This is a genomic window from Cellulosimicrobium sp. NPDC055967 (genome assembly GCF_042269845.1).
Taxonomy (GTDB): Bacteria; Actinomycetota; Actinomycetes; order Actinomycetales; family Cellulomonadaceae; genus Cellulosimicrobium.
This window is the reverse complement of the sequence record NZ_JBHJYJ010000008.1, coordinates 157492-179705: the sequence shown is the minus strand read 5'-3', so window position 1 is coordinate 179705 and position 22214 is coordinate 157492. Positions and strand designations below refer to the sequence as shown.

The window sequence follows — 22214 nt, the reverse complement described above, 5'->3', positions numbered from 1 at the left end:
GGCCGCGATGAGCGCGACGACGGAGCGCGACTACGACCTCGTCGTGCGCGGCGAGCGGGTGCTCGTGGCTGGCGGCGAGCACCCGCGCGAGGTCGGGATCAGCGGGGGAGTGGTCCGCGCGATCGAGCCGCTCGGCGCCGGGCTCGACGGCGCGCGCGTCGTCGAGCTGGCGCCGCACCAGGTGCTGGTCCCCGGGCTCGTCGACACGCACGTGCACGTCAACGAGCCCGGGCGCACCGAGTGGGAGGGGTTCGCGTCCGCGACGCGGGCCGCCGCCGCGGGCGGGGTGACGACGATCGTCGACATGCCGCTCAACTCGATCCCCCCGACGGTCGACGTCGCGGCGCTGGAGACCAAGCAGAAGGTCGCGCGGGACCAGGCGTTCGTCGACGTCGGGTTCTGGGGCGGTGCCGTGCCCGGCAACGCCGACGAGCTGCGTCCGCTGTGGGACGCCGGCGTGTTCGGCTTCAAGTGCTTCCTGCTGCACTCGGGCGTCGAGGAGTTCGGGTACCTCGAGCCCGACGAGCTGGAGGCGGACCTGCGCGTCCTCGGGGACTTCGACGGGCTGATGCTCGTGCACGCCGAGGACTCGCGCGCCATCGAGCACGCGCCCACGCCGCACGGCGACCACTACGACACGTTCCTCGCGTCCCGCCCGCGCGGCGCGGAGAACGTCGCGATCGCCGCCGTGATCGAGGCAGCCCGCTGGACGGGCGCGCGCGCCCACGTGCTCCACCTGTCGAGCTCCGACGCGCTGCCGATGATCCGCAGCGCGAAGCGCGAGGGCGTACGGATCACGGTCGAGACCTGCCCGCACTACCTGGCGCTCGCGGCCGAGGAGATCCCCGACGGCGCGACGCAGTTCAAGTGCTGCCCGCCCATCCGGGAGATCGACAACCGCGAGCTGCTCTGGGAGGGGCTGGTCGACGGCACGATCGACTGCGTCGTCTCGGACCACTCGCCGAGCACCCTCGACCTCAAGGACCTCGACACGGGCGACTTCGGGACGGCGTGGGGCGGCGTCTCGTCGCTCCAGCTCGGCCTCGCGATCGTGTGGACGGAGGCCCGGACGCGGGGCGTGCCGTTCGCGCGCGTCGTGGAGTGGATGTCGTCACGCCCGGCCGGCATCGCCGGGCTCCGGCGCAAGGGCTCGATCACGCTCGGCTTCGACGCCGACCTCGCGATCGTCGAGCCGGACACGGCGTTCGTCGTCGACCCGAGGGCCCTGCACCACAAGAACCCCATCACGCCGTACGCCGACCGCGTGCTCTCGGGCGCCGTCGTCGCGACGTACCTGCGCGGCGAGGAGATCACGTTCGACCGCCCCACCGGTCGCCTCCTCGCCCGCGGCGAGGCGTGAGGGGCTGAAGACTCCCGTGCCCGGCCGCGGGGGCCGGGCACGGGGAACCACCGAACCCGACCGACGACGACGGGGCGGCACCGCTGGTGGGTGCCGCCCCGTCGTCGCGCGGGTCGGGTCAGGACTCCGCGAGGAGCTCGTCGAGCTGCTCGTAGCCCTCGCGGACCCCGACCTCCATGCCGCTGGCGACGAAGCCGTCGCGGCCCTCGAACGAGTCGACGAGCGACGTCGCGGTGAGCCGGCTGCGACCGCCGGGCAGGTCCTCGAACACGAGGCGGTCCAGGGAGACGCCGTCGGGGAAGCCCTCGAACGTGAACGTCTGGACGATGAGCTCGTCCGGGCGCACCTCGTGGACGCTGCCGAAGAACGCGTACTCGTTGCCGTCGGGGTCCACCTGGACGTACCGGTACGCGCCGCCCGTGCGCACGTCCCAGAGCTCGTTGCGCTGGGTGAGGTAGCGCGGGCCGTTCCAGCGCGCGAACAGCTCGGGGTCGACGTGCGCGCGGAAGACCTTCGCCGCGGGGGCGTCGAACTCGCGCACGATGCGGACCGTCGGGAGGTCCTCCGGGACGACGATCTCGGTCTCGTGGGTGCCGGTGGTGGTCATGATGATGCTCCTGTCGTCGGGTCGTTCGGGGGCGCGGCCGGCTCGTCGGGCAGGTCGCGCAGGACGTCGTCGAGGCGGCGGTAGCGGTCCTCCGCCTCGCGCCGGTAGCGCTCGATCCACTTCGTCATGAGGTCGAAGACCTCCGCCTCGAGGTGCACGGGGGCGCGCCGGGCGTCCGTCGTGCGGGTCACCAGGCCGGAGTCCTCGAGCACCCGCAGGTGCTTGGACACGGCCTGGACGGACATGTCGTACGGCCGGGCGAGCTCGCCCACGCTGGCGTCGCCGGACGCGAGCCGGGCCACCATGTCGCGGCGCGTGGGGTCGGCGAGCGCCGAGAACACGCGCGAGAGCGGGTCGGCCGTCACGGGACCTCCTCGTGTGGGGCGCCGGGTCGGCGTCCGGTTAGTCAACTGTTCGGTTGACGATGACGTTACGCTCGCGACCGGTGTCCGTCAACCCTCTGGTTGAGAAAGGTCTCAGCGCTGCCGGGCGCGCTCGAAGTCGTCGAGCGAGACCCGCCGCTCCACGGCGTGGTCGACGATCCGCTCGGGGTACCCCGCGGGCTGCTCCCGCAGCGTCCACGGCTCGTGGACCGCCCGGCCCTCGACGCCGCGCAGCTCCGGCACCCAGCGGCGCACGTACGTGCCGTCCGGGTCGAACGTCCTGCCCTGCGTCACCGGGTTGAAGATGCGGAAGTACGGCGCGGCGTCGCGCCCGGTGCCGGCGACCCACTGCCAGTTGAGCTGGTTCTGCGAGACGTCGCCGTCCGCCAGGTGCGCCAGGAAGTGCGCCGCGCCGCGCTGCCACCGCACGTGCAGGTCCTTGACGAGGAACGACGCGACGACCATCCGTACGCGGTTGTGCATCCATCCCTCGCCGAGGAGCTGACGCATGCCGGCGTCGACGAGCGGGTAGCCGGTGCGCCCGGCCGTCCAGGCCGCGAGGTACCGGTCCTCGTCCGCGCCGGTCGCCCACGCGTCGTCGGGCACGACCGTGCGCAGCGACCGCCGCGCCGCCCCCGGGTGGTGGAACAGGACGTCCGCGTGGAACTCGCGCCACGCGAGCTCGGACCGGTAGGCGAGCGCGTCGTCGGACGGTGCGAGCCCGTCGTGCAGGGCGCTCCGCACGTCCGCGAGAAGGGTCCGCGGGTGGAGCTCGCCCCACTTGAGCGGCACGGACATGCCCGACGTCGCGGCTCGGTCGGGGCGGTCGCGCTCGGTCGCGTAGCCCGCGAGGTGGTCGGCGAGGAACGCGCGCCACCGGCGGCGCGCGGCCGCCTCGCCCGCGGTGGGGAGACGGGCGTCCGTCCCGGGGTCGTCCGGGACGCCGTCCGACCGCACGTCCGCCCACGGCACGTCACGCGGACGGGGTGCCGGCTCGCGCCACCCGTGCGCGACCCACGCGTCGCGGAAGGGCGTGAAGACCTGGAAGGGTGTCCCGGTGCGGGTTACCACACGCCCGGGCGCGACGGCGTAGGGCGAGCCGGTCCGCACGAGGCGCGCCCCGGCGTCGGGCAGCGACCGTTCGACCGCCGCGTCCCGCGCGACGCCGAACGGCTCGTACGACGCCGCGACGTGCACCTCCTCGGCGCCCACCTCGCGCGCGAGCGTGGGGACGACGCTGCGTGGGTCTCCGTGCCGCACGACGAGCCGCCCGCCCGTCGCACCGTCGAGCGCGGCGAGGCTCCGCGCGAGGTAGGCGCGACGTGGGTCGCCCGCCGCACCCCAGAGGCGAGGGTCGAGCACGTAGAGCGCGACGACGTCGTCGCCGGCCTCCCGGGCCGCTTCCACCGCCGCGACGAGGGCCGGGTTGTCGGCGAGGCGGAGGTCGCGGCGGCACCACCAGATCGTCGGCATCCGGCCACGCTAACGGTCGCCCGTCGCGCACGCCGGTGGGAGCATCGAACGCATGACGACGCAGGGTGGCGGCGGCGAACGCGAGTTCGAGGTCGAGCCGGACCCGGGCGCACCGCCCGGCCCGGGCGGGGTCGCGCGCCCGGCGGGCTCGTCGGCCGGTCCTGCGTCTGACTCGGTGCCTGGCTCAGCGTCTGACTCGGTGCCCGCGGCGGGTGCGATCGAGGGGGACCACGCGTTCTTCGGCCACCCGCGCGGGCTGCTGACGCTCTTCACCACGGAGCTGTGGGAGCGGTTCAGCTACTACGGGATGCGCGCGATCCTGCTGTTCTACCTCACGGACTCCGTGGCGAACGGCGGGCTGGGCATCGGCGAGACGACCGGGCTCGCGCTCGTCTCGATCTACGGCACGAGCGTCTACCTGCTCTCGGTCGTCGGCGGATGGCTCGCCGACCGGGTGATCGGCTCGCGGCGCTCGGTCCTGTACGGCGGGATCATCATCGCCGCGGGTCACGTCAGCCTGACGGTCCCTGGGCTGACGTTCTCGATGCTCGGCATCGCGATGGTCGCGCTCGGGACCGGCCTGCTCAAGCCCAACGTGTCCTCGATGGTCGGCGAGCTCTACGCGCGCGACGACCCGCGACGCGACTCGGGCTTCTCCATCTTCTACATGGGCATCAACTTGGGGTCGTTCGTCGCGCCGTTCCTCGTCGGGGCGGCGCGTGCCTGGGGTGGGTACCACGCCGGGTTCGCCGTCGCGGCGGTCGGCATGGCCGTCGCGCTCGTGTTCTTCGTCGCAGGCCGGCGCTACCTGGGCGAGGCCGGCGCGCACGTGCCCAACCCGGTCCGCCCGGAGGAGCGGGCGAAGATCGCGCGCATCTTCCTGCTCATCGCCGCGGGCGTCGTGCTCGTCGGGCTGATCGCCGCGCTCGTCGCCGGCGGCTTCGACATCTCGACCTTCATCGACACGATGTCCTACCTGGCGTTCCTCGCGCCGATCGCGTACTTCGTCGTCATGTACCGCTCGCCGCGCGTGACCGACGCCGAGCGGCCGCGCGTCATCGCCTACATCCCGCTGTTCGTGGCGGCGATGCTCTTCTGGATGATCTTCGAGCAGGCCGCCACGACGCTCTCCGCGTTCGCGAAGGACCGGACCGACCTCACGTTCTTCGGGGTCGGCATCAGCCCCGAGTTCTTCCAGTCGGTCAACCCGCTGTCGATCATCGTCCTGGCGCCCGTGTTCGCGTGGATCTGGCTCAAGACGGGCGACCGGCCGACGACGGCCAACAAGTTCGCGATCGGCCTCACGCTCGCGTCGGTGTCGTTCCTCTTCCTCGCCGTCGCGTCCGCGGTCGTCGGTGACGGCAAGGCGCCGTCGTGGGTGCTGGTGCTCGTCTACGTGATCCAGACGCTCGGCGAGCTGTGCCTGTCTCCCGTCGGCCTCGCGGCGACGACGCTGCTCGCGCCGAAGGCGTTCCGCTCCCAGGCGATGGCGCTCTGGTTCCTCGCCCCCGCCGCGGGCCAGGCCATCACGGCGCAGGTCGTGCAGGTCACCGAGGGCGCGTCGGACACCGCGTACTTCGGGGGCATCGGCGCCGTGACGCTCGTGTTCGCGCTCGCGCTGTTCGCGCTCGCCCCGTGGGTCACGCGGCACGTCCGCCACGCCGACGAGCTCGAGGGCGCGCACACGGGCGGCGCCTGACCGGGGGTGCCGCGTGCGCACCGTGCCGGTGGCCGCGCGAGGTCGCGCCGTTGCGACCTCGCGCGGGTCCCGGCCGGGCGGGCCGCGGTCAGCGCAGCCAGGGCGCCCGGCGGACGAGGGGCAGCGCGGCCCAGCGGCGTCCCAGCCCCCAGGTGTCGCCCGCGAGCGTCGTCGCGAGGACGACGAGGAGCAGCACCACGAGGACGTGCTGGTCGACGACGGGGTTGTTCGACCCGGCCGCGAACGGCCACTGCGACAGCCAGAGCATGCCGAAGAGCAGCGCGCCGCTCACCGCGGCCACGCGCAGGCCGATCCCGAGCAGGAGGGCGAGGCCGACGCCGAGCAGCCCGAGCATGAAGAGCCAGTCGGTGACCGGGCCCGCCATCGTGGTGAACGTGCCCGCGAGCGGGCCCTGGACCCCGTGCTCGAGGTACCCCTGGGTCGGGGCCGCGCCCGCGAGCCACGCGCGCTCGCGCGGCGTCGCGTACCCGAGGCCGAGGAGCTTGTCGGCGAACGGCCAGAGGAAGACGACGGCGCCGCCGAGCCGGGCGAGCGCGAGGGCGTGCCGCGCGGAGGAGCGGGTGACGACGTCGTCCTGGGTGACGGGACCGGTCGTCGGGGCGACGCCGACGCTCCCGGCGGGCTCGGAGGCGCTGCCGGGCGGTGAGGTCGTGCGCGTGGTGGACGTGGACATGAGGTGCCCCCTCGGGAACGGGATCTGAAGATCGGGTCGGTGCCGGGACCTGACCTGCTGCACCACGTGGTGCCGCTCTCCGTCGAGGCGTCGCGGAGGTCCAGGCCGTGACGTGCCCGTCCACGGTGGCAGGGGTACCCGCGGTGATTCAACCCTTACGTAACGTTTAGGTGGACATCCCTCGGTGGGTAGGGACTCCACGTACGTAGCCCGACGACCACGAGACGGACGACCGGTTCGTCCGGTCGCCGACGGGCGTAATGTGACCCGGCGGCCGGAGGATCGGCCGCGGCCACCCGTCGAAGGAGCTGAACCGACATGAGCCGCCCCCTGCGCTCCCGGACGTCCACCCACGGCCGCAACATGGCCGGCGCCCGCGCCCTCTGGCGTGCGACCGGCATGGGCTCGGAGGACTTCGGCAAGCCGATCATCGCGATCGCGAACTCGTACACGCAGTTCGTCCCCGGCCACGTCCACCTCAAGGACATGGGCGACCTCGTCGCGTCGGCGATCCGCGAGGCGGGCGGCGTCTCCAAGGAGTTCAACACGATCGCCGTCGACGACGGCATCGCGATGGGCCACGGCGGCATGCTCTACTCGCTGCCGAGCCGCGACCTCATCGCCGACTCGGTCGAGTACATGGTCAACGCGCACTGCGCCGACGCGCTCGTGTGCATCTCGAACTGCGACAAGATCACGCCCGGGATGCTCAACGCCGCGCTGCGGCTCGACATCCCCGTGATCTTCGTGTCCGGCGGTCCCATGGAGGCGGGCAAGGCGGTCGTCGCCGACGGCGTCGCCAAGACCCCCCTCAACCTCGTCAACGCGATCAACTACTCGGCGGACGACGACGTGTCCGACGCCGCGCTCGCGCAGGTCGAGGAGAACGCGTGCCCCACGTGCGGGTCGTGCTCGGGCATGTTCACCGCCAACTCGATGAACTGCCTCACCGAGGCGCTCGGCCTGTCGCTCCCCGGCAACGGCTCGACCCTCGCGACGCACGCCGCGCGCAAGGAGCTGTTCCTCGAGGCCGGCCGCACGATCGTCGACCTCGCCAAGCGTTACTACGAGGACGAGGACGACTCGGTCGCGCCGCGCTCGATCGCGACCAAGGCCGCGTTCTCCAACGCCATGGCGCTCGACGTCGCCATGGGCGGCTCGACCAACACGGTGCTGCACATCCTCGCCGCGGCGCAGGAGGCCGAGGTCGACTTCGACCTCACCGACATCGAGCGGATCAGCCGCCAGGTGCCGTGCCTGTCCAAGGTCGCGCCGAACCACCCGAACTTCCACATGGAGGACGTGCACCGCGCCGGCGGCATCCCCGCCCTCCTCGGCGAGCTGGACCGCGCGGGCCTGCTCGACCACGACGTCACGAGCGTCCACACCCCGACGCTGCGGGAGTGGCTCGACGACTGGGACGTCCGCGGCGGCAAGGCGACCGAGCGGGCGATCGAGCTGTTCCACGCGGCGCCCGGGGGAGTGCGCACCACGCAGGCGTTCTCGACCTCGAACCGCTGGGAGTCGCTCGACACCGACGCGGCGGACGGCTGCATCCGCGACCTCGAGCACGCGTACACCGTCGAGGGCGGCCTCGCCGTGCTGCGCGGCAACCTCGCCGAGGACGGCGCCGTGTTCAAGACCGCCGGGGTCGACCCGGACGTCTTCCACTTCGTCGGCAAGGCGCTCGTCTGCGAGTCGCAGGACGAGGCGGTCGAGAAGATCCTCACCAAGCAGGTCGAGCCGGGGCACGTCGTCGTCGTGCGCTACGAGGGCCCCGCGGGCGGCCCGGGCATGCAGGAGATGCTCTACCCGACCTCGTTCATCAAGGGCCGGGGTCTCGGCAAGGTGACCGCGCTCATCACCGACGGCCGGTTCTCCGGCGGGTCGTCGGGCATCTCCGTCGGCCACGTCTCGCCCGAGGCCGCCGCGGGCGGCGTCATCGGCCTCGTCGAGGACGGCGACGAGATCGAGATCGACGTCGACACGCGCCTCATCCGCCTCAACGTCCCGGACGAGGTGATCGCCGAGCGCCGCGCCAAGATGGAGGCGCGCGAGAACCCGTGGCAGCCTGTCGACCGCGACCGCTACGTCTCGCCCGCGCTCCAGGCGTACGCCGCGATGGCGACCTCCGCCGACCGCGGCGCCGTCCGCGACGTGTCGCTCATCAAGCGCAGCCGCTGATCCGGCAGACGACGGGCCCGCACCTCGCGAGGTGCGGGCCCGTCGTCGTGCCAGGGCGTGCGCCCGTGGAGGGTGTCAGCACTCCTCCTCGGACTGCTCCGTGACGACCCACCGCGTCCCCGCGGGCGCCATCACGGCGCTGCCGCAGTCGCCGCCGGCGTAGACGACGGACAGCACCGTCGCGTCGGCGCGCTCCTCGCGGACCGCGATCTCGACGTCCGGGACGTCGCCGACGGCCGCGTACAGTCCCGCGGTCGTCGTGGTCATCGACGCGCAGTCCGTGATGCCCGGCCACCCCTGCAACGTCATCTCGGCGACCATCCGCTCGACGAGCTCCGGGGCGAGGTAGCCGCACGCGACCTCGACGTCCGGCACTCGGCTCGCGGCGAGCCAGGCACGGAACGACTCCTCGGGCGTCTCGCTGCGCTCCTCCGCGGGCTGCTCCTCGGGTGCGGTCCCGGTCTCGTCCTCGGTCGCGACGTCGTCGGGGGTCGCGGTCGGGGAGCTCGACGGCGACGCCGACACCGGCGACGTCGCGTCACCCGGGTCCGTGCCCGACGGCCCCGGGGAGGTGCACGCGGTGGTCACGACCAGGGCGAGGGCGGAGACGAGGGCAGCGGGGGCGAGGGATCGTGTGCGCACGGGCCCATGATGCCGTGCGGTCCCTGGCCGGGTCGGCGTGTCTCGGGACGTCCGGCGCGCCGTCCGGCGAGGGCGTTCCTAGAGTGGGGGCATGACTGGGCAGACCCCGCGCACCGACGCCGGACCCGACCTCAAGCCTCGTTCCCGCCAGGTCACCGACGGTCTGGAGGCGACGGCGTCGCGCGGGATGCTGCGCGCCGTCGGGATGGGCGACGAGGACTTCGCCAAGCCGCAGATCGGCATCGCGAGCTCGTGGAACGAGATCACGCCGTGCAACCTGTCGCTCGACCGGCTGGCGCAGGGCGCGAAGGAGGGCGTGCACGCGGGCGGCGGGTACCCGCTGCAGTTCGGGACGATCTCCGTGTCCGACGGCATCTCCATGGGCCACGAGGGGATGCACTTCTCGCTCGTGAGCCGCGACATCATCGCGGACTCGGTCGAGACGGTCGTGCAGGCGGAGCGCCTCGACGGGACGGTGCTGCTCGCGGGGTGCGACAAGTCGCTGCCGGGGATGCTCATGGCGGCCGCGCGGCTGGACCTCGCGAGCGTGTTCCTCTACGCCGGGTCGATCATGCCGGGCTGGGTCAAGCTCTCCGACGGCACGGAGAAGGACGTCACGCTCATCGACGCGTTCGAGGCCGTCGGGGCGTGCGCGCGCGGGCTCATGAGCCGCGAGGACGTGGACCGCATCGAGCGGGCGATCTGCCCCGGCGAGGGCGCGTGCGGCGGCATGTACACGGCGAACACGATGGCGTCGGTCGCCGAGGCGATGGGCATGTCGCTGCCCGGCTCGGCGGCGCCGCCGTCGGCGGACCGGCGCCGCGACGCGTTCGCGCACCGCTCGGGCGAGGCCGTCGTCAACCTGCTGCGGCTCGGGATCACCGCACGCGACATCATGACCAAGGAGGCGTTCGAGAACGCGATCGCCGTCGTCATGGCGTTCGGCGGGTCGACCAACGCGGTGCTGCACCTGTTGGCGATCGCGCACGAGGCCGAGGTCGACCTCACGCTCGCCGACTTCGACCGGGTCGCGAGCCGCGTGCCGCACCTCGGCGACCTCAAGCCGTTCGGGCGCTACGTGATGAACGACGTCGACCGCATCGGCGGCGTGCCCGTCGTGATGAAGGCCCTGCTCGACGCGGGGCTGCTGCACGGCGACGCGCTCACGGTCACGGGGCGCACCGTGGCGGAGAACCTCGCCGACATCGACCCGCCGGACCCGGACGGCAAGATCCTGCGGGCCCTCGACAACCCGATCCATCACACCGGCGGCATCACGATCCTGCACGGGTCGCTCGCGCCGGAGGGCGCCGTCGTGAAGTCCGCCGGGTTCGACGAGGACGTGTTCGAGGGCACGGCCCGCGTCTTCGAGCGCGAGCGCGCGGCGCTCGACGCCCTGGAGGACGGCACGATCACCGACGGGGACGTCGTCGTCATCCGGTACGAGGGGCCCAAGGGCGGCCCGGGGATGCGCGAGATGCTCGCCATCACGGGTGCGATCAAGGGCGCGGGGCTCGGCAAGACCGTCCTGCTGCTCACCGACGGCCGCTTCTCCGGCGGGACGACCGGCCTGTGCGTCGGGCACGTCGCGCCGGAGGCGGTCGACGGCGGACCCATCGCGTTCGTGCGCGACGGCGACCCGATCCGGCTCGACGTGGCGAACAAGACGCTCGACCTGCTCGTCGACGCGGACACGCTCGCCGCGCGCCGCGACGGGTGGGCGCCGCTGCCGCCGACGTTCACGCGCGGCGTGCTCGCCAAGTACGCCAAGCTCGTCCAGTCCGCGTCCCGCGGCGCGATCCTCGAGTAGAGGCCGCCGGGCGTCTCCGGTCGATGAGACCGTGTTGCGCCCGGCGGGCGTGACGCACGATCCTCTGTGCGCGGGGCGGTGACGTGCCGGCCCGCATCGCTGCGCAGGGGGCCGGTGGAAGATGTGGGCAGGGCGTGTCGTCAGGAGCTGGGTTGCCGGGTGCATCGTCGTGGGGATCCTCGCCGGATGTTCGGGCGTCTCCGCCCTGAGGGACCATGAGGTCGAGCCCGAGGACGCCCACCTCGGCGACGCGGTCGTCGCGTTCTTCCTGTCACCGCAGTCCGTCACCTTCTCCCACGGGTCGACCGGCTATCTCGTCCTCGTCGACGCGGACGGGCACTACCGCGTTCTGCTGACGGAGCCGATGGACGTCGGGCGGCCGGTGTGGACGGACGACGGGTTGTTCTTCGCCGACTCGGGTCACGACTACCTGCTCAGCGACGACGGGTTGAGTGTCGTCGAGAGCGTGAAGCCCGACTATCAGAACGCGCTGCTCGAGATCGACGGTTCGATGGTCGGCGTCTACAACCACGGTTTCGTGGGGGAGTCCGGCTACCGGGACGTTCTCGTCGCCCACACGGCAGGGCGGTCCACGGCCACTCCGCTCGAGGGGGACTTCGGCGTCGTCGCGGACTGCGCGGGCGTGCTCGTGGGATGGACTGAGATCGCCGGGACGATCCCGGAGGACGCCGGGCTGCCCGAGCTTCCGGAGACGAGCGAGACGGTCCGGTCGGTGCTCTCCCGCCTGTGGCCGGGAGACCAGACGGTGCTGGGGACCCACGAGGAAGAAGGCTCTGCCGGCACCGGCGTCGTGGCGGCTCCCTGCCTCGACGGTGTCGTCCACGTGCTGGGGAGTCGCCGGGTCGGCGCGGCGGACAGCACCGGCGGTTACGGGATGGCGCCCGTTCTCCTGTCCTGGGACACGGAGACCGGTGAACGGATCAGCCGTGACCTCGTGGACCACGACGGCGGCCGCCTCGACCTGTCGACCGACGAGATCTCGAGCGCCCAGTACGGCAGCGCGTCCGTGGCGGACGGTCGGCTGCGCTGGCTGGCGCCGAGCGGAGGTGTGTTCTCGACAGAGCTCGCGACGGGTGTGACGACGGAGCTCTTCGACACGGGTATCTCCCTCTGGGACGGACGGAGCGCGAGCACGCTCTTCACCGACGACGACCTCTACGTCCTGGCGAGTCCTACCGACGCCCGGGGCCCGCTCGAGCTCCAGCGGTTCGCCCTTGCCGACGGAGCGTCGGACCAGGTCGTCTCCGTCGACGGCATCACCTCGGTGCTGTCCGTCCACCTCGTGCTCCGCGGCGTCGCCGTCGCACCCGAGGTTCGGGGGGTCCGATGAACCTGCAGGTGGCGAGCGCCGATACGGGCCGACGCCCTGGCACCCGACGGTCGGCCATGCTCGTCGCTGCGTCGGCGGCACTCGTCGGGGCGGTGGTCGTCGGTGGCCGTGCCGACGCCGCGTGCGTGATCCTCGTGGTGGCAGCAGTGGTGGCCGTCGTCGAGCGTCCGGTGCCGAGGGTGCAGGACGCCGGCGGGCGCGCCGTGTCGGGGGCGCGGAGCGTCGCCGTCCTCACCCTGTGCCTGCTCGCCGCGCTGTGGTCGATGCGCGTGGTCGCCCTGGTGCTCGAGGCAACAGGCCTCGACAGCGCGGCGTCAGTCGGGTTGTGGCCGGTGCCGCTCGCGGTCGCGGTCGCGCTGTACACGCTCGTGAGCAGGTACGCGAGGATCGGGCTCGTCGACGACTGGTTCTCGCGCGGGACGGTCGCGCGGCCCGGGGTCCTCCTCACACTGGCGGTGGTTCCCCTCTCCGGGCTCGCGCTCGTGTTGTGGGCGTGGGCGGCGGGCGAGGACGGGAGCGGCCACGAGGCCCACCTCAGTCTTGTGCGTGACGCCTCACCGGTCGTCCTCGTCGCGGGCGCGCTCGGGTTCGCGGTCGTCAACGCCGCGGCGGAGGAGCTCGCGTACAACGGCGTGCTGCAGCGTGCGCTCGGCCTCGAGGCAACGTCGGTCTGGGCGGTGCTGACCGCGGCGACGGCCTTCGGCGCGTCGCACTGGTTCGGCTTCCCCAGCGGGTGGTGGGGAGTCGCTCTCGCCGGGGTGTACGGCGCGATGCTCAGCGTCCTTCGGCAGGTCAGCGGCGGTCTGCTCCTCCCGTGGATCGCCCATGTGCTCGCCGACCTGACGATCGTCGCGATCCTCGTCGCGATCCTCTAGAAGCCACGGCGCGGGAGCGGGCCGGTTGGCCTGGCGTGCTGCGCCTGGACGCGTCAGCATGGGGTGCGTGACCGGCCGCCGGACCACGTGGCGTCCAGCCGCCGCCACGAGATCACGGCAGGGGTGTCGACCCGAAGGAGCGGACGGATGGCCACGACGGACGACCGCATCACCGCGCGGCAGTTCCACGACAGCGACGGCGTCGAGGACTGGCGGTTCATCCTCGGGACGGTGCAGACGCTGTTCCGCACCGGGTCGTTCACCGCGGGGGTGGAGCTGGTCGACGCGATCGGCGAGCTCGCCGAGGCGGCGAACCACCACCCGGACGTGGACCTGCGCTACGGGACCGTGACGGTCCGGCTGTCCTCGCACGACGTCGGCGGCGTCAGCACGCGCGACGTCGCGCTCGCGCGACAGGTCTCGGCCGCGGCGCGCGAGCTCGACCTGGTCGCGGACCCGACGGCGGTGCAGGACCTCGAGATCGCGATCGACACCCTGGTCGGCTCGGCGGTCCAGCCGTTCTGGCGCGCGGTCCTCGGGTTCGACGAGGGCTCCCCGGAGCTGCCCGCGCCCGACCTCCACGACCCGACGGCCCACGGCCCCGCGTTCTGGTTCCAGCAGATGGACGCGCCGCGCGAGCAGCGCAACCGCATCCACGTGGACGTGACCGTGCCGCACGACGTCGCCGAGGCGCGCGTCACCGCGGCCATCGCCGCGGGCGGGCACCTCGTGTCCGACCGTCGCGCGCCCGCGTTCTGGGTCCTCGCCGACGCCGAGGGCAACGAGGCGTGCGTCTGCACCTGGCAGGCGCGCGACTGACCGTCCACCTGTGCCGCCGCACCGGTGAGACGCCCGCGACCGGCGCCGGGCGCGCCTGCGACCCTGGTCCCATGAGAACCGGTCCCGTGAGCTCCCCGCGTCGTCCGAGGCCCGTCCCAGTCGTCGTGCCGCTCCTCGTCGCCGCAGCCTGCGTCGTCGTGCTCGGCGCGTGCTCGGCCGGTGACGAGCCGGGTCCGCGACCGACGACGTCGGCCGCGACCCCGACCCCGTCGGCCGAGCCCGACGACGCGACGAGCGCGGCCGACGCGCCGACGGAGGCGACCGACGACGTGGACGACCCGCTCGCGGACCGGCCGTCGGAGCCGCCCGCGCAGGCGGTCGACGCCGGCACGGTCGCCGCCGGTGCGCCCGCCGTCGTGAGCGGTACGGGGAGCGCGGCGGTGTCGTTCCTGCGTGACGGCGAGTTCGCCGTCGTGGTGCACCTCGACTGCGGAGAGTGCGCCGACACCCGGGCGTTCATGGCGCCGACGGGCGTCACCCCGTACCCCGGCACCCTCGGCGAGGCGGCCGGCTCCTACCTCATGGACGTGTTCGAGGACTCCGCGCCGCAGCAGTCGATCTGGCTCGAGACGCCGGGGGACTGGTCGGTGCGGCTCGAGAGCTGGAACGACCTGCCGCCCGTGACGGGAGCGCAGTCGGGCACCGGCTCGACCGTCCTGCGGCTGGACGGCACCGCGGCGAGCGCCGAGGTCGCGTGGACGCCGGCCGGGCCGGAGGACTCCTTCCAGGGCCGGTACTTCGGCGTCACGCGCGAGGCGTCGCGCGTGTTCGGCGACACCGAGGCGTTCACCGAGACGTTCGACCTGGTGCTGCCCGGCGTCCTGGCCGTGAAGACCGCGGGCACGTGGAGCGTGACGCCCCAGGGCTGACGCCCGGCGCGCCGCGGCCCGGCCTCGCCGCGTCAGGCGCGCGCGACGACGAGCTCGTCGTAGCCCGGCACGAGCACGCGCCGCTTGGCGCGGCGGGACACCACGCGCAGGGGCGCGCCGTCGTCGAACAGGGCGTGCAGCAGCGCGGCGATCTCGGCGCGCGCCAGCGCGGCGCCGAGGCACAGGTGGCGCCCGGCACCGAACCAGAGCTGGCGCGTCTCGCGCACGTACGGCCGGTCGGCGCGGAAGGGGCCCGCGGCGACGTTCGCGGCCCACGTGAGGATCATGACGCGCTCGCCGGCGCGCAGGGTGCGCCCCGCGACCTCGACGTCCGCGGAGACCCCGCGCCCGATGACCGACGCCGGGCTGGTCACGCGCAGGCCCTCGCGCACGGCGTTCTCCACGGCGTCGGGCTCGCCCGCGGCGCGCTCGACGGGGTGCGCGCGCTCGTCGGCCATGAGCCGCAGCAGGCGGTGCTGCTCGCCCGTGTCGACGAGGAGCGCGGTCGTGCGGGCCATCGCGGACGCCGACGTCTCCGTGCCCGCGACCATGAGCAGGCTCGCGAGCCCCGTGGTCTCCTCCAGCCCCAGGCCGAGCTCGCGGCACCGGCCGAGCAGGCGGTCGGCGGGGGCGTGGCGCCAGCCGTCGGGCACGCCCCGGGTCAGCTCGGCGACGATCGCCTGCGCCGCGGTGACCTGCTCCGGCGAGAGGTACGTCGAGCCCGCGCTGCCGAGCGCGATCGACGCGAGGCGCTCGCCCGTCGCGAAGGCCGCGAGCGCGTCGTCGTCGCCGGGGACGACGGCGGCGGCGCCGTCGGGGGCGGCCGCGCCGCCGAGCGTCGGGATGCCGAGCAGGGAGATCATCATCCGCCCCACGAGCACGCGCGCGAGCCGGCCGACGTCGACCGTGCTGCCCGCCGCGAGGGTCCGTCTCGCGTCGTCGAGGGCGACGGACCACGCGCCGTCGACGAGCGCCCCGGCGCTCGCCTCGGTGAACAGCTCGCGCGAGCGCGTGCGCAGGTCGTGGTGGCCCGGTCCGTCGAAGAGGTCGAGCACCCAGTCGCCGAGGATCTGCGCCCACAGGTGCCCGACCCCGCCCTCGCCGACGATCGTGAAGTGCCGGTGGTCGGTGAGGATGCGGCGCCCGACCGTCGGGTCCGCGGTCACCCAGCCGAGCCCCGGGACCTTGCGCAGGCCACCGCCCGTGCGCGCACCCGCGAGCGCTCCGCCCGCGAGCAGGACGCCGGCCATCGCGGGCCGCGCGGCGGCGAGCACCTGCAGCTCGCGCCGGGTCGTGGGCAGGGCGCGGCGTCGTTCGCGGGTGGTCACCGGCGCGGTCGTAGTCGCAGTCACCGGGTCAGTGTGGCGCACGCGCGGCGGCTCCGGGCGGGCACGCCGCGATCTGGGGATGGGCAGTTCACCCCATCGGATCCTGTGGACGACCGCCGTCGGAGCGGGTCTGCTTGGCTACTGTGTCGCGCGTGCCAGACAACCTTGCCGGGACGGTGTCCCGCCCGCCCCTCGCTCCGCCAACGGCGGTGCTCGCCGCGGTCGGGGTCCACCTGCCCGAGCGCACGGTCGACGTGCGCGAGGCGGAGCGCGCCCTCGCGGCGCGCAACCCGGGCGCGGCGCCGCGCGTGCCGATGGTCTCGCGCCTCACGGGCGTGCGGCAGGTCCACGTGCTCCCGGACGACTGGGACGCGTCCGACCTCGCGGTGGCGGCCGCGGAGAAGCTGCTCGCGACCGAGGGGCTGGCGACCGACGACGTCGACCTGCTGCTCTTCGCGTCGGCGAGCCAGGACATGGTCGAGCCCGCGACGAGCCACATCGTCGCCGCGAAGCTCGGCGTCCGGGCGCCGGTGATGGACGTCAAGAACGCGTGCAACTCGGTGCTCAACGCGATCGAGGTCGCGGAGGCGCTCATCGGGACCGGCCGGTACACGACCGTCCTCATCGCGTCGGGCGAGGCGCCGTCGCGCGCGGTGCGCTGGGACGTCCCGGACCGCGCCACGTACCTGCTCTCCGCGCCGGGCTACACGATGTCCGACGCCGGGGCGGCGGTCCTCGTGCGCCGCGCCACCGCCGTCGAGGCCGAGGCGCGCGACGCGGACGGCGTGCCCGCCCCGCGCGGCATCCTCGCGAGCGCGTTCGGCGCGGAGTCGACGCACTGGGACGTCGGCATGCTCCCGGGCGGCGGCACCGCGCACCCGCGCGACCTCGAGCGGACCTACTTCGAGATCGACGGCTCGCGCCTGCGCGACGCGTTCCTCGCGCTGGGCCCGGGTGTCGTCCTGGACGCGCTGGGCCGTGCGGGCCTCGGGTGGGACGACGTCGCGCTCGTCGCGGTCCACCAGGTCGCCGTCGCGTACCTCGACGACGTGCACGCCGCGCTCGGCCTCCCGACGGGCCGCACGCTCGTCACCGTCGCCGACCACGGCAACGTCGCCTCCGTGACGCTCCCGTTGCAGCTCGCCACGGCGCTGGAGACCGGCCGGGTCGGGCCGGGGGACGTCGTCGTGCTCGTCGGGCTCGCCGGCGGCATCAGCATCGGCGCGACGGTGGTGCGGCTGTGACCGCGCGCCGGTTCACGCGGCACGTCGCGAGCCCGCAGCGGCTCGCGGTCGTCGTGCCCGCGCGCGACGAGGCGCACGGGATCGTCGCGACGCTCGAGGCGCTGCGCGACCAGCAGGACACCGACTTCGACCTCGTCGTCGTCGACAACGGGTCGTCGGACGGGACGGGCGACCTCGTCCGCGCGACCGCCGCGGCGTGGGGCATGACGCGCTGGCGCGTGGTCGACGAGCCGCAGAAGGGCACGGGCGCCGCGGCCGACACGGGGATGCGGGCGGCGATCGAGCAGGGGGCGACGCACCTCGCCCGCACGGACGCCGACTGCCTCCCGCTGCCGGACTGGACCCGGCGCGTGCGGGCGGCGTTCGCGAGCGGGCACGACCTCGTCGCGGGCCGGCTCGTGGCCCGGACGGACGACCGGCCGGTCTCGCGCGTCCAGCAGGGGGTGCTGTCGGCGGCGGTGAGCGTCGCGAGCACGTTCGGGCGCTTCCGGCCCGGCAACCAGGACCCGTCCTACCTCGGCCCGTACGTCATGGCGCCGGGCTGCAACATGGCGATCACGGCCGAGCTCTACGAGGCCGCGGGCGGGTTCCCGCGCACCGCGATCGAGGACGTCCACGAGGACCGGGCGCTCGTCAACGCGGTGCGGCGCCTGACCCGGAGGTACGGCGCGCACCGCGAGGTCGTCGTGCTCGCGTCGGCGCGCCGCGCGCACGCGTGGGGCCTCGTGCGGACGCTCGGCTGGTACGCCGACCACCGCTACCGGCCCGACGTCGTGGACATCCGGTGACCGGGACGACGCTCGCCCCCGCGCCCGCCGGGCTCGCCGCGGCGATGCGCTGGGAGGAGCGCGTCCAGCGCGGGGCGCACCCGCTCGTCTACCCGGCGATCCGGGCGCTGCGCCACCGCGGTCCGGTCGTGCGCGTCCCCGGCATCGGGGTGGTCGTGTCCGACGCCGCGACCGCGCGAGCCGTGCTGCTCGACACCGAGCGCTTCACCAAGGTGGGCCCGGGGTCGCCGTCGGACCTCTGGACGCCCGTGCTCGGCCCGTCCGTGCTGCTCAACATGGAGGGCGCGGACCACGCGCGCCTGCGCCGCGCGCTCTCGGGGCTCTTCACCCCGCGCGCGGTGCGCGAGCTCGTCGCGGTGAGCGTCCCCGACGTCCTCGCGGGCCTCGCCCCGCGCCTGCTCGCGGGCGAGCGCGTCGACCTCGTCGGGGAGACCGCGACCATGGCGGGCACCGTCATCTGCGCCATGACCGGGCTGCCGCCCACCGACGCCGCCGTGCGCGAGGCGATGACGGCCGCGCAGTCCGTGGTCGGGCTCGTGCGGCTGCACCGGCGCAGCCTCACGCCGGCGCAGGTGCGGCACGCGCGAGCCGTCCTCGCGCGGCTCTCCGCCCCGGCGCGCGACGCGTACCGGGACGGCGACCCCGCGACCGTGCCGGGCCGCATGCGCGAGCTCGGGCTCTCGGAGGACGAGGCGATGGGCGCGGTCGGCGCGTTCGTCCTCACCGGGACGGAGACGATCCAGTCGTTTGTGCCGCGCCTCGTCGCGCTCACGGCGGACACGGGCTGGCTCGACCGGCTCCTGGCCGCGCAGCCCGGTCCCGAGGGCGCGGCGCTGCGCGGGCGCGTCGTCGAGGAGGCGCTGCGGGTCACGGCGCCCACGCCCGCGATGCTGCGCGCGGTGCGGACCGACGCGACCGTGGGCGACGTCCGCGTCCGCGCGGGGGACCGGGTCGTGATCGCGACGATCTCCTGCTGCAAGGACGCGGGCCCCTTCGACCCGGACGCACCCGTCGACCCGGCCGTGCGGCACCTGTGGTTCGGCGCCGGCCCGCACTTCTGCCTCGGCATGCCGCTCGCCATGGCCCAGGTCGACGCGGTGCTGGACGCCCTGCGTCCCGTCGCCGCAGTGGGGCGAGGCCTCGAGGTCACCGAGCGTGCCGTCGCTCGCGGGGTGCTCATCCCCGCGTACCGCTCGCTCGTCGTGCGGGCGGCCGGCGGCGGGGTGGGCGCGTCGGGCGGGTCCGCGTGCCCGGGCGCCGGATCGGCCGTGCCGTCGGCAGGGGAGGCGGCGTGACCGCGGCCGACGACGCGGCCCGCCACCTGCTGGGCCCGATCCTCGAGCGGGGCGCCCCCGGGCACGCGTCCGCGGACGCCGTCGCGCTCCGGCGCTGGACGCGGCCCGGTCGTCGGGGCGCGCGCGTGCGCGAGGAGGTCACGTACGCCGACCTCGCGCGCCGCGTGGAGGCGACCGCGACGGCGCTCGCGGCGGACGGGCTCGTGCCCGGCGACCGGGCGCTGTTCTCGGTGCGTCCCCGGCCGGAGGGCGTCGTGCTCGCGTTCGGGGTCGTCCGTGCGGGCGGCACGATCGTGTTCGTCGACCCCGGCTCGACGCCCGAGCTGTTCACGGCGCGCGTGGGCGCGGCCGGGCCGTCGCTCGCGACCACCGAGTCGCTGCTGTACGCGGTGTCCCGGGGGCCGCTGCGCCGTGTGGCCCGCTCGCGCGGCCTGCTGCTGCCGGACTACGCGAGCCTGCCGCTGCGGCACGTGCACGCGGGGCCGTGGCTCCCCGGGGTGCCGCGCGGCTCGCGTGCGGCGCGCCGCCTCGCCGCCAGCCCGGTCGACCGTGCGGCGCTCCCGATGCTCGACCCGGACCGCGAGGCGCTGACCGTCTTCACGTCCGGCACGACGGCGCAGCCCAAGGCCGTCGTGCACACGGCCGGTTCGCTGCTCGCCGGGTGCGACCTGCTGCGCGACGTGTTCGCGCTCGCGCCGGGCGACGTCGTGCACACCGACCAGATGCTGCTCGGCGTTCCGGCGCTCCTCGCGGGCGCGACGTGGTCCGTGCCCGCCGACCCGCCGAGCCGCGACATCGCGACGTTCGGACGCCAGCTCGACGGCGCCGCGGGCACCTACCTCGTGCCCGCGGACGTCACGGCGCTGCTCGACGCCGTCGAGGACGGGACGGTGCCCGCGCGCGGCCCGCGCGTCGCGCTCGTCGGCGGAGCCCCCGTGACGCGCGCCCTGCTGGCGCGCGCGACGCGCGTCCTGCCCGGCACGCGCTGGGTCGCGGTGTACGGGATGACGGAGATCCTGCCCGTCTCGGTGGTCGAGGCCCGGGAGAAGCTCGCGCACGCGGGGGACGGCGACCTCGTCGGCGTGCCGCTGCCCGGCACGGTCGCGCGGCTCGACCCGGTGGAGGACGACGGGCCGGACGACCCGGCGGACGGTCCCGCCGACGGCGGCGCGGACGTCGTCGGCGAGCTCGTGCTGTCCGGCCCGTCGCTCATGGCGGGCTACCTGCACGACCTCGACGCCCCGGTGCGCGGCAGGGGCGCGCGGGTCGCGGAGCACCGCACCGGCGACCTCGCGCGGCTCGACGACGCGGGGAGGATCGTGCTCGTCGGCCGCACGCGCGACATGATCATCCGCGGGACGACCAACATCTACCCGGGCCTGTTCGAGCCGCGCGTCGCGGCGCTCGACGGCGTCGGCGAGGCGCTCCTCGTCGGCGTGCCCCAGGTGGACGGGGACGAGCGCGTCGCGCTCGTGGTCACGTCGGCGGGCACCTCGGCGGGTTCGGTGACCGACGGCGCGCCGACCCGCGGTGCGCGGCCCGACGGCGACGTCGACCTCGACCCGGACCACCCGCTCGTCGCGCGGGTGCGGGCTGCGCTGCCGGGCGCGCTCGACCACGACGCGCTGCCCGACGTCGTGCTGCACGCCGATCGCGTCCCGCTCGCCGGGCGCTCGCGCAAGCCGGACCGGGCGGCGCTCGCGCGCGCCGCCGCGCCGTTCGTGCCCGTCGAGCCGGCCGCCGCCGGCCGCGACGCGCGCGGTGCCGTCGCGTGAGGGTCGTCGTCACCGGGGCGTCGGGGTTCGTCGGGGGAGCGGTCGCGCGCGGCCTCGTCGCCGACGGCCACGACGTCTGGACGTCCTCCCGCCGCGACCCCGGCGTCCCGGGCGCCCGGCACGTCGCGTGGGACCTCACCGCCGGTCCGCTCGCGGACCCGCCCGCGGTGGACGCCGTCGTGCACGCGGGCGCCGCCGTGTCCGACTGGTGCGCGCTCGACGACGCGCGCGCGACCAACGTCGGCGGGACGCTCGCGGTGCGCGACACGTTCCCGGGCGCGCGGTTCGTGCACGTGTCGTCCGGCAGCGTGTACGACCCGTTCCGCCCGAGCATCCGCGCACGCGAGCAGGAGGCGCCCGTCGCCCGGTACCTCGACGCCTACGGGACCACCAAGGCGGAGGCCGAGCGCGCGCTCGCCCGCGACGCCGCGCACCACCCCGACCGGGGCGCCGTCGTCGTGCTGCGCCCGCACGCCGTCTACGGCCCCGGGGACACGACGCTGCTCCCGCGGGTCGAGGCCGCCGTGCGCCGCGGGCGCCTCGTCCTGCCCGGTGGAGGGCGCGTGCTCCAGTCGCTCACGCACGTGGACACGCTGCTCGCCGCGGTGCGCGCCGCCGTCGCGCTGCCCGACGACGCGGCCCGCGCGCCCGGGCGCGGGGAAGGACCGAACCGCGGGCTGCTCGTCGCGAACGTCGCCGACGCCGAGCCGGTCGTGCTGCGCGACGCGCTCATCGAGGCGCTGCGCCGCCGCGGCACCGACGTCCGGGTCGTCGCCGTCCCGGTCCCCCCAGCATGGGCGCTGGCGGGCGCGGTCGAGACGGTCGCACGGCGGCTGCGGCGTCCCGAGCCGCCGCGCCTCACGCGGTACGCCCTGAGCCACCTCGCGATGGAACGCACCTACGACCTCACGGTCCTGCGCGACGTGCTCGGGGTCGAGCCGGCTCCCACGAGATTCGTCGGGGCCGAGTGGTGGTAGCGGCGAAAGCCCTGGGTGTC

19 protein-coding genes are annotated in these 22214 nt (G+C 74.7%); 13 read left to right on the top strand and 6 right to left on the bottom strand.

Features of this window, described 5'->3' with window-relative positions:
- The first annotated feature begins 7 nt into the window (after positions 1-7).
- A complete protein-coding gene (allB, locus tag ACFC2L_RS12735) occupies positions 8-1360 on the top strand; it encodes an allantoinase AllB (RefSeq protein WP_375824671.1) in 1353 nt (450 codons plus the stop codon).
- Between the two features lie 118 nt (positions 1361-1478).
- Here the strand turns inward: allB and ACFC2L_RS12730 are convergent, their stop codons facing one another.
- The 3 genes from ACFC2L_RS12730 to ACFC2L_RS12720 all read right to left on the bottom strand — a co-directional run bounded on the left by ACFC2L_RS12730 (position 1479) and on the right by ACFC2L_RS12720 (position 3823).
- Positions 1479-1967: an SRPBCC family protein gene (locus tag ACFC2L_RS12730; protein ID WP_375824670.1), complete on the bottom strand. Its 489-nt coding sequence runs from the start codon at positions 1965-1967 to the stop codon at positions 1479-1481.
- Positions 1964-2332 carry an ArsR/SmtB family transcription factor gene (locus ACFC2L_RS12725; protein ID WP_375824669.1) on the bottom strand — a complete coding sequence of 123 codons (369 nt, stop codon included), beginning with the start codon at positions 2330-2332 and terminating at the stop codon, positions 1964-1966. The genes ACFC2L_RS12730 and ACFC2L_RS12725 overlap by 4 nt, the downstream gene beginning before the upstream one ends.
- Before the next feature lie 111 nt (positions 2333-2443).
- On the bottom strand, positions 2444-3823 hold the full coding sequence (locus tag ACFC2L_RS12720; RefSeq protein WP_375824668.1) for a cryptochrome/photolyase family protein: 1380 nt from the start codon (positions 3821-3823) through the stop codon (positions 2444-2446).
- A 52-nt stretch (positions 3824-3875) separates the two neighbouring features.
- Here ACFC2L_RS12720 and ACFC2L_RS12715 point away from each other — a divergent pair, with 52 nt between their 5' ends.
- The gene (locus ACFC2L_RS12715; RefSeq protein ID WP_375824667.1) at positions 3876-5522 is read left to right on the top strand and encodes a peptide MFS transporter; all 1647 of its coding nucleotides are present in this window, start codon (positions 3876-3878) and stop codon (positions 5520-5522) included.
- Between the two features lie 88 nt (positions 5523-5610).
- On the opposite strand, the gene ACFC2L_RS12710 is transcribed toward ACFC2L_RS12715, so the two are convergent.
- Positions 5611-6216, bottom strand: coding sequence for a DoxX family protein (locus tag ACFC2L_RS12710; protein ID WP_375824666.1), 606 nt, complete (start codon positions 6214-6216; stop codon positions 5611-5613).
- 318 nt (positions 6217-6534) lie between these two features.
- On the opposite strand from ACFC2L_RS12710, the gene ilvD (ACFC2L_RS12705) reads away from it, so the two are divergent.
- Positions 6535-8400, top strand: coding sequence for a dihydroxy-acid dehydratase (gene ilvD / locus ACFC2L_RS12705; protein WP_375824665.1), 1866 nt, complete (start codon positions 6535-6537; stop codon positions 8398-8400).
- 75 nt (positions 8401-8475) lie between these two features.
- Here ilvD (ACFC2L_RS12705) and ACFC2L_RS12700 read toward each other — a convergent pair whose 3' ends face one another.
- A complete protein-coding gene (locus tag ACFC2L_RS12700) occupies positions 8476-9042 on the bottom strand; it encodes a hypothetical protein (protein ID WP_375824664.1) in 567 nt (188 codons plus the stop codon).
- 91 nt (positions 9043-9133) lie between these two features.
- On the opposite strand from ACFC2L_RS12700, the gene ilvD (ACFC2L_RS12695) reads away from it, so the two are divergent.
- The 5 genes from ilvD (ACFC2L_RS12695) (at position 9134) to ACFC2L_RS12675 (ending at position 14787) form a co-directional block, all read left to right on the top strand.
- Complete coding sequence (gene ilvD / locus ACFC2L_RS12695; RefSeq protein ID WP_047232520.1) at positions 9134-10852, top strand: dihydroxy-acid dehydratase; 1719 nt, start codon at positions 9134-9136, stop codon at positions 10850-10852.
- A 169-nt stretch (positions 10853-11021) separates the two neighbouring features.
- Positions 11022-12203: a hypothetical protein gene (locus tag ACFC2L_RS12690; protein ID WP_375824662.1), complete on the top strand. Its 1182-nt coding sequence runs from the start codon at positions 11022-11024 to the stop codon at positions 12201-12203.
- Positions 12204-12259: 56 nt separating this feature from the next.
- Positions 12260-13078, top strand: a complete 819-nt coding sequence (locus tag ACFC2L_RS12685) for a CPBP family intramembrane glutamic endopeptidase (protein WP_375824661.1) — start codon at positions 12260-12262, stop codon at positions 13076-13078.
- A gap of 147 nt (positions 13079-13225) precedes the next feature.
- Entirely contained in the window at positions 13226-13897 is a 672-nt protein-coding gene (locus tag ACFC2L_RS12680) for a VOC family protein (protein WP_375807059.1), read from the top strand.
- Between the two features lie 71 nt (positions 13898-13968).
- Positions 13969-14787, top strand: a complete 819-nt coding sequence (locus ACFC2L_RS12675) for a hypothetical protein (RefSeq protein ID WP_375824659.1) — start codon at positions 13969-13971, stop codon at positions 14785-14787.
- Between the two features lie 32 nt (positions 14788-14819).
- On the opposite strand, the gene ACFC2L_RS12670 is transcribed toward ACFC2L_RS12675, so the two are convergent.
- Positions 14820-16115, bottom strand: a complete 1296-nt coding sequence (locus tag ACFC2L_RS12670) for a cytochrome P450 (protein WP_375824658.1) — start codon at positions 16113-16115, stop codon at positions 14820-14822.
- Positions 16116-16267: 152 nt separating this feature from the next.
- On the opposite strand from ACFC2L_RS12670, the gene ACFC2L_RS12665 reads away from it, so the two are divergent.
- From ACFC2L_RS12665 to ACFC2L_RS12645, 5 genes are read left to right on the top strand one after another with little or no spacing between them, the layout of a single operon-like run.
- On the top strand, positions 16268-17359 hold the full coding sequence (locus ACFC2L_RS12665; RefSeq protein ID WP_375824656.1) for a 3-oxoacyl-ACP synthase III family protein: 1092 nt from the start codon (positions 16268-16270) through the stop codon (positions 17357-17359).
- Positions 17356-18147, top strand: a complete 792-nt coding sequence (locus tag ACFC2L_RS12660; protein WP_375824655.1) for a glycosyltransferase family 2 protein — start codon at positions 17356-17358, stop codon at positions 18145-18147. The genes ACFC2L_RS12665 and ACFC2L_RS12660 overlap by 4 nt, the downstream gene beginning before the upstream one ends.
- Positions 18144-19442, top strand: coding sequence for a cytochrome P450 (locus ACFC2L_RS12655; protein WP_375824654.1), 1299 nt, complete (start codon positions 18144-18146; stop codon positions 19440-19442). The genes ACFC2L_RS12660 and ACFC2L_RS12655 overlap by 4 nt, the downstream gene beginning before the upstream one ends.
- On the top strand, positions 19439-21217 hold the full coding sequence (locus tag ACFC2L_RS12650; protein WP_375824653.1) for an AMP-binding protein: 1779 nt from the start codon (positions 19439-19441) through the stop codon (positions 21215-21217). The genes ACFC2L_RS12655 and ACFC2L_RS12650 overlap by 4 nt, the downstream gene beginning before the upstream one ends.
- On the top strand, positions 21214-22194 hold the full coding sequence (locus ACFC2L_RS12645; RefSeq protein ID WP_375824652.1) for an NAD-dependent epimerase/dehydratase family protein: 981 nt from the start codon (positions 21214-21216) through the stop codon (positions 22192-22194). The genes ACFC2L_RS12650 and ACFC2L_RS12645 overlap by 4 nt, the downstream gene beginning before the upstream one ends.
- Positions 22195-22214: the final 20 nt, after the last annotated feature.

Coding starts and splice junctions, on each gene's coding strand:
- allB (WP_375824671.1), top strand. CDS start 8: ATGAGCGCGACGACGGAGCGCGACTACGACCTCGTCGTGCGCGGCGAG.
- ACFC2L_RS12730 (WP_375824670.1), bottom strand. CDS start 1,967: ATGACCACCACCGGCACCCACGAGACCGAGATCGTCGTCCCGGAGGAC.
- ACFC2L_RS12720 (WP_375824668.1), bottom strand. CDS start 3,823: ATGCCGACGATCTGGTGGTGCCGCCGCGACCTCCGCCTCGCCGACAAC.
- ACFC2L_RS12715 (WP_375824667.1), top strand. CDS start 3,876: ATGACGACGCAGGGTGGCGGCGGCGAACGCGAGTTCGAGGTCGAGCCG.
- ACFC2L_RS12710 (WP_375824666.1), bottom strand. CDS start 6,216: ATGTCCACGTCCACCACGCGCACGACCTCACCGCCCGGCAGCGCCTCC.
- ilvD (WP_375824665.1), top strand. CDS start 6,535: ATGAGCCGCCCCCTGCGCTCCCGGACGTCCACCCACGGCCGCAACATG.
- ilvD (WP_047232520.1), top strand. CDS start 9,134: ATGACTGGGCAGACCCCGCGCACCGACGCCGGACCCGACCTCAAGCCT.
- ACFC2L_RS12685 (WP_375824661.1), top strand. CDS start 12,260: ATGCTCGTCGCTGCGTCGGCGGCACTCGTCGGGGCGGTGGTCGTCGGT.
- ACFC2L_RS12680 (WP_375807059.1), top strand. CDS start 13,226: ATGGCCACGACGGACGACCGCATCACCGCGCGGCAGTTCCACGACAGC.
- ACFC2L_RS12675 (WP_375824659.1), top strand. CDS start 13,969: ATGAGAACCGGTCCCGTGAGCTCCCCGCGTCGTCCGAGGCCCGTCCCA.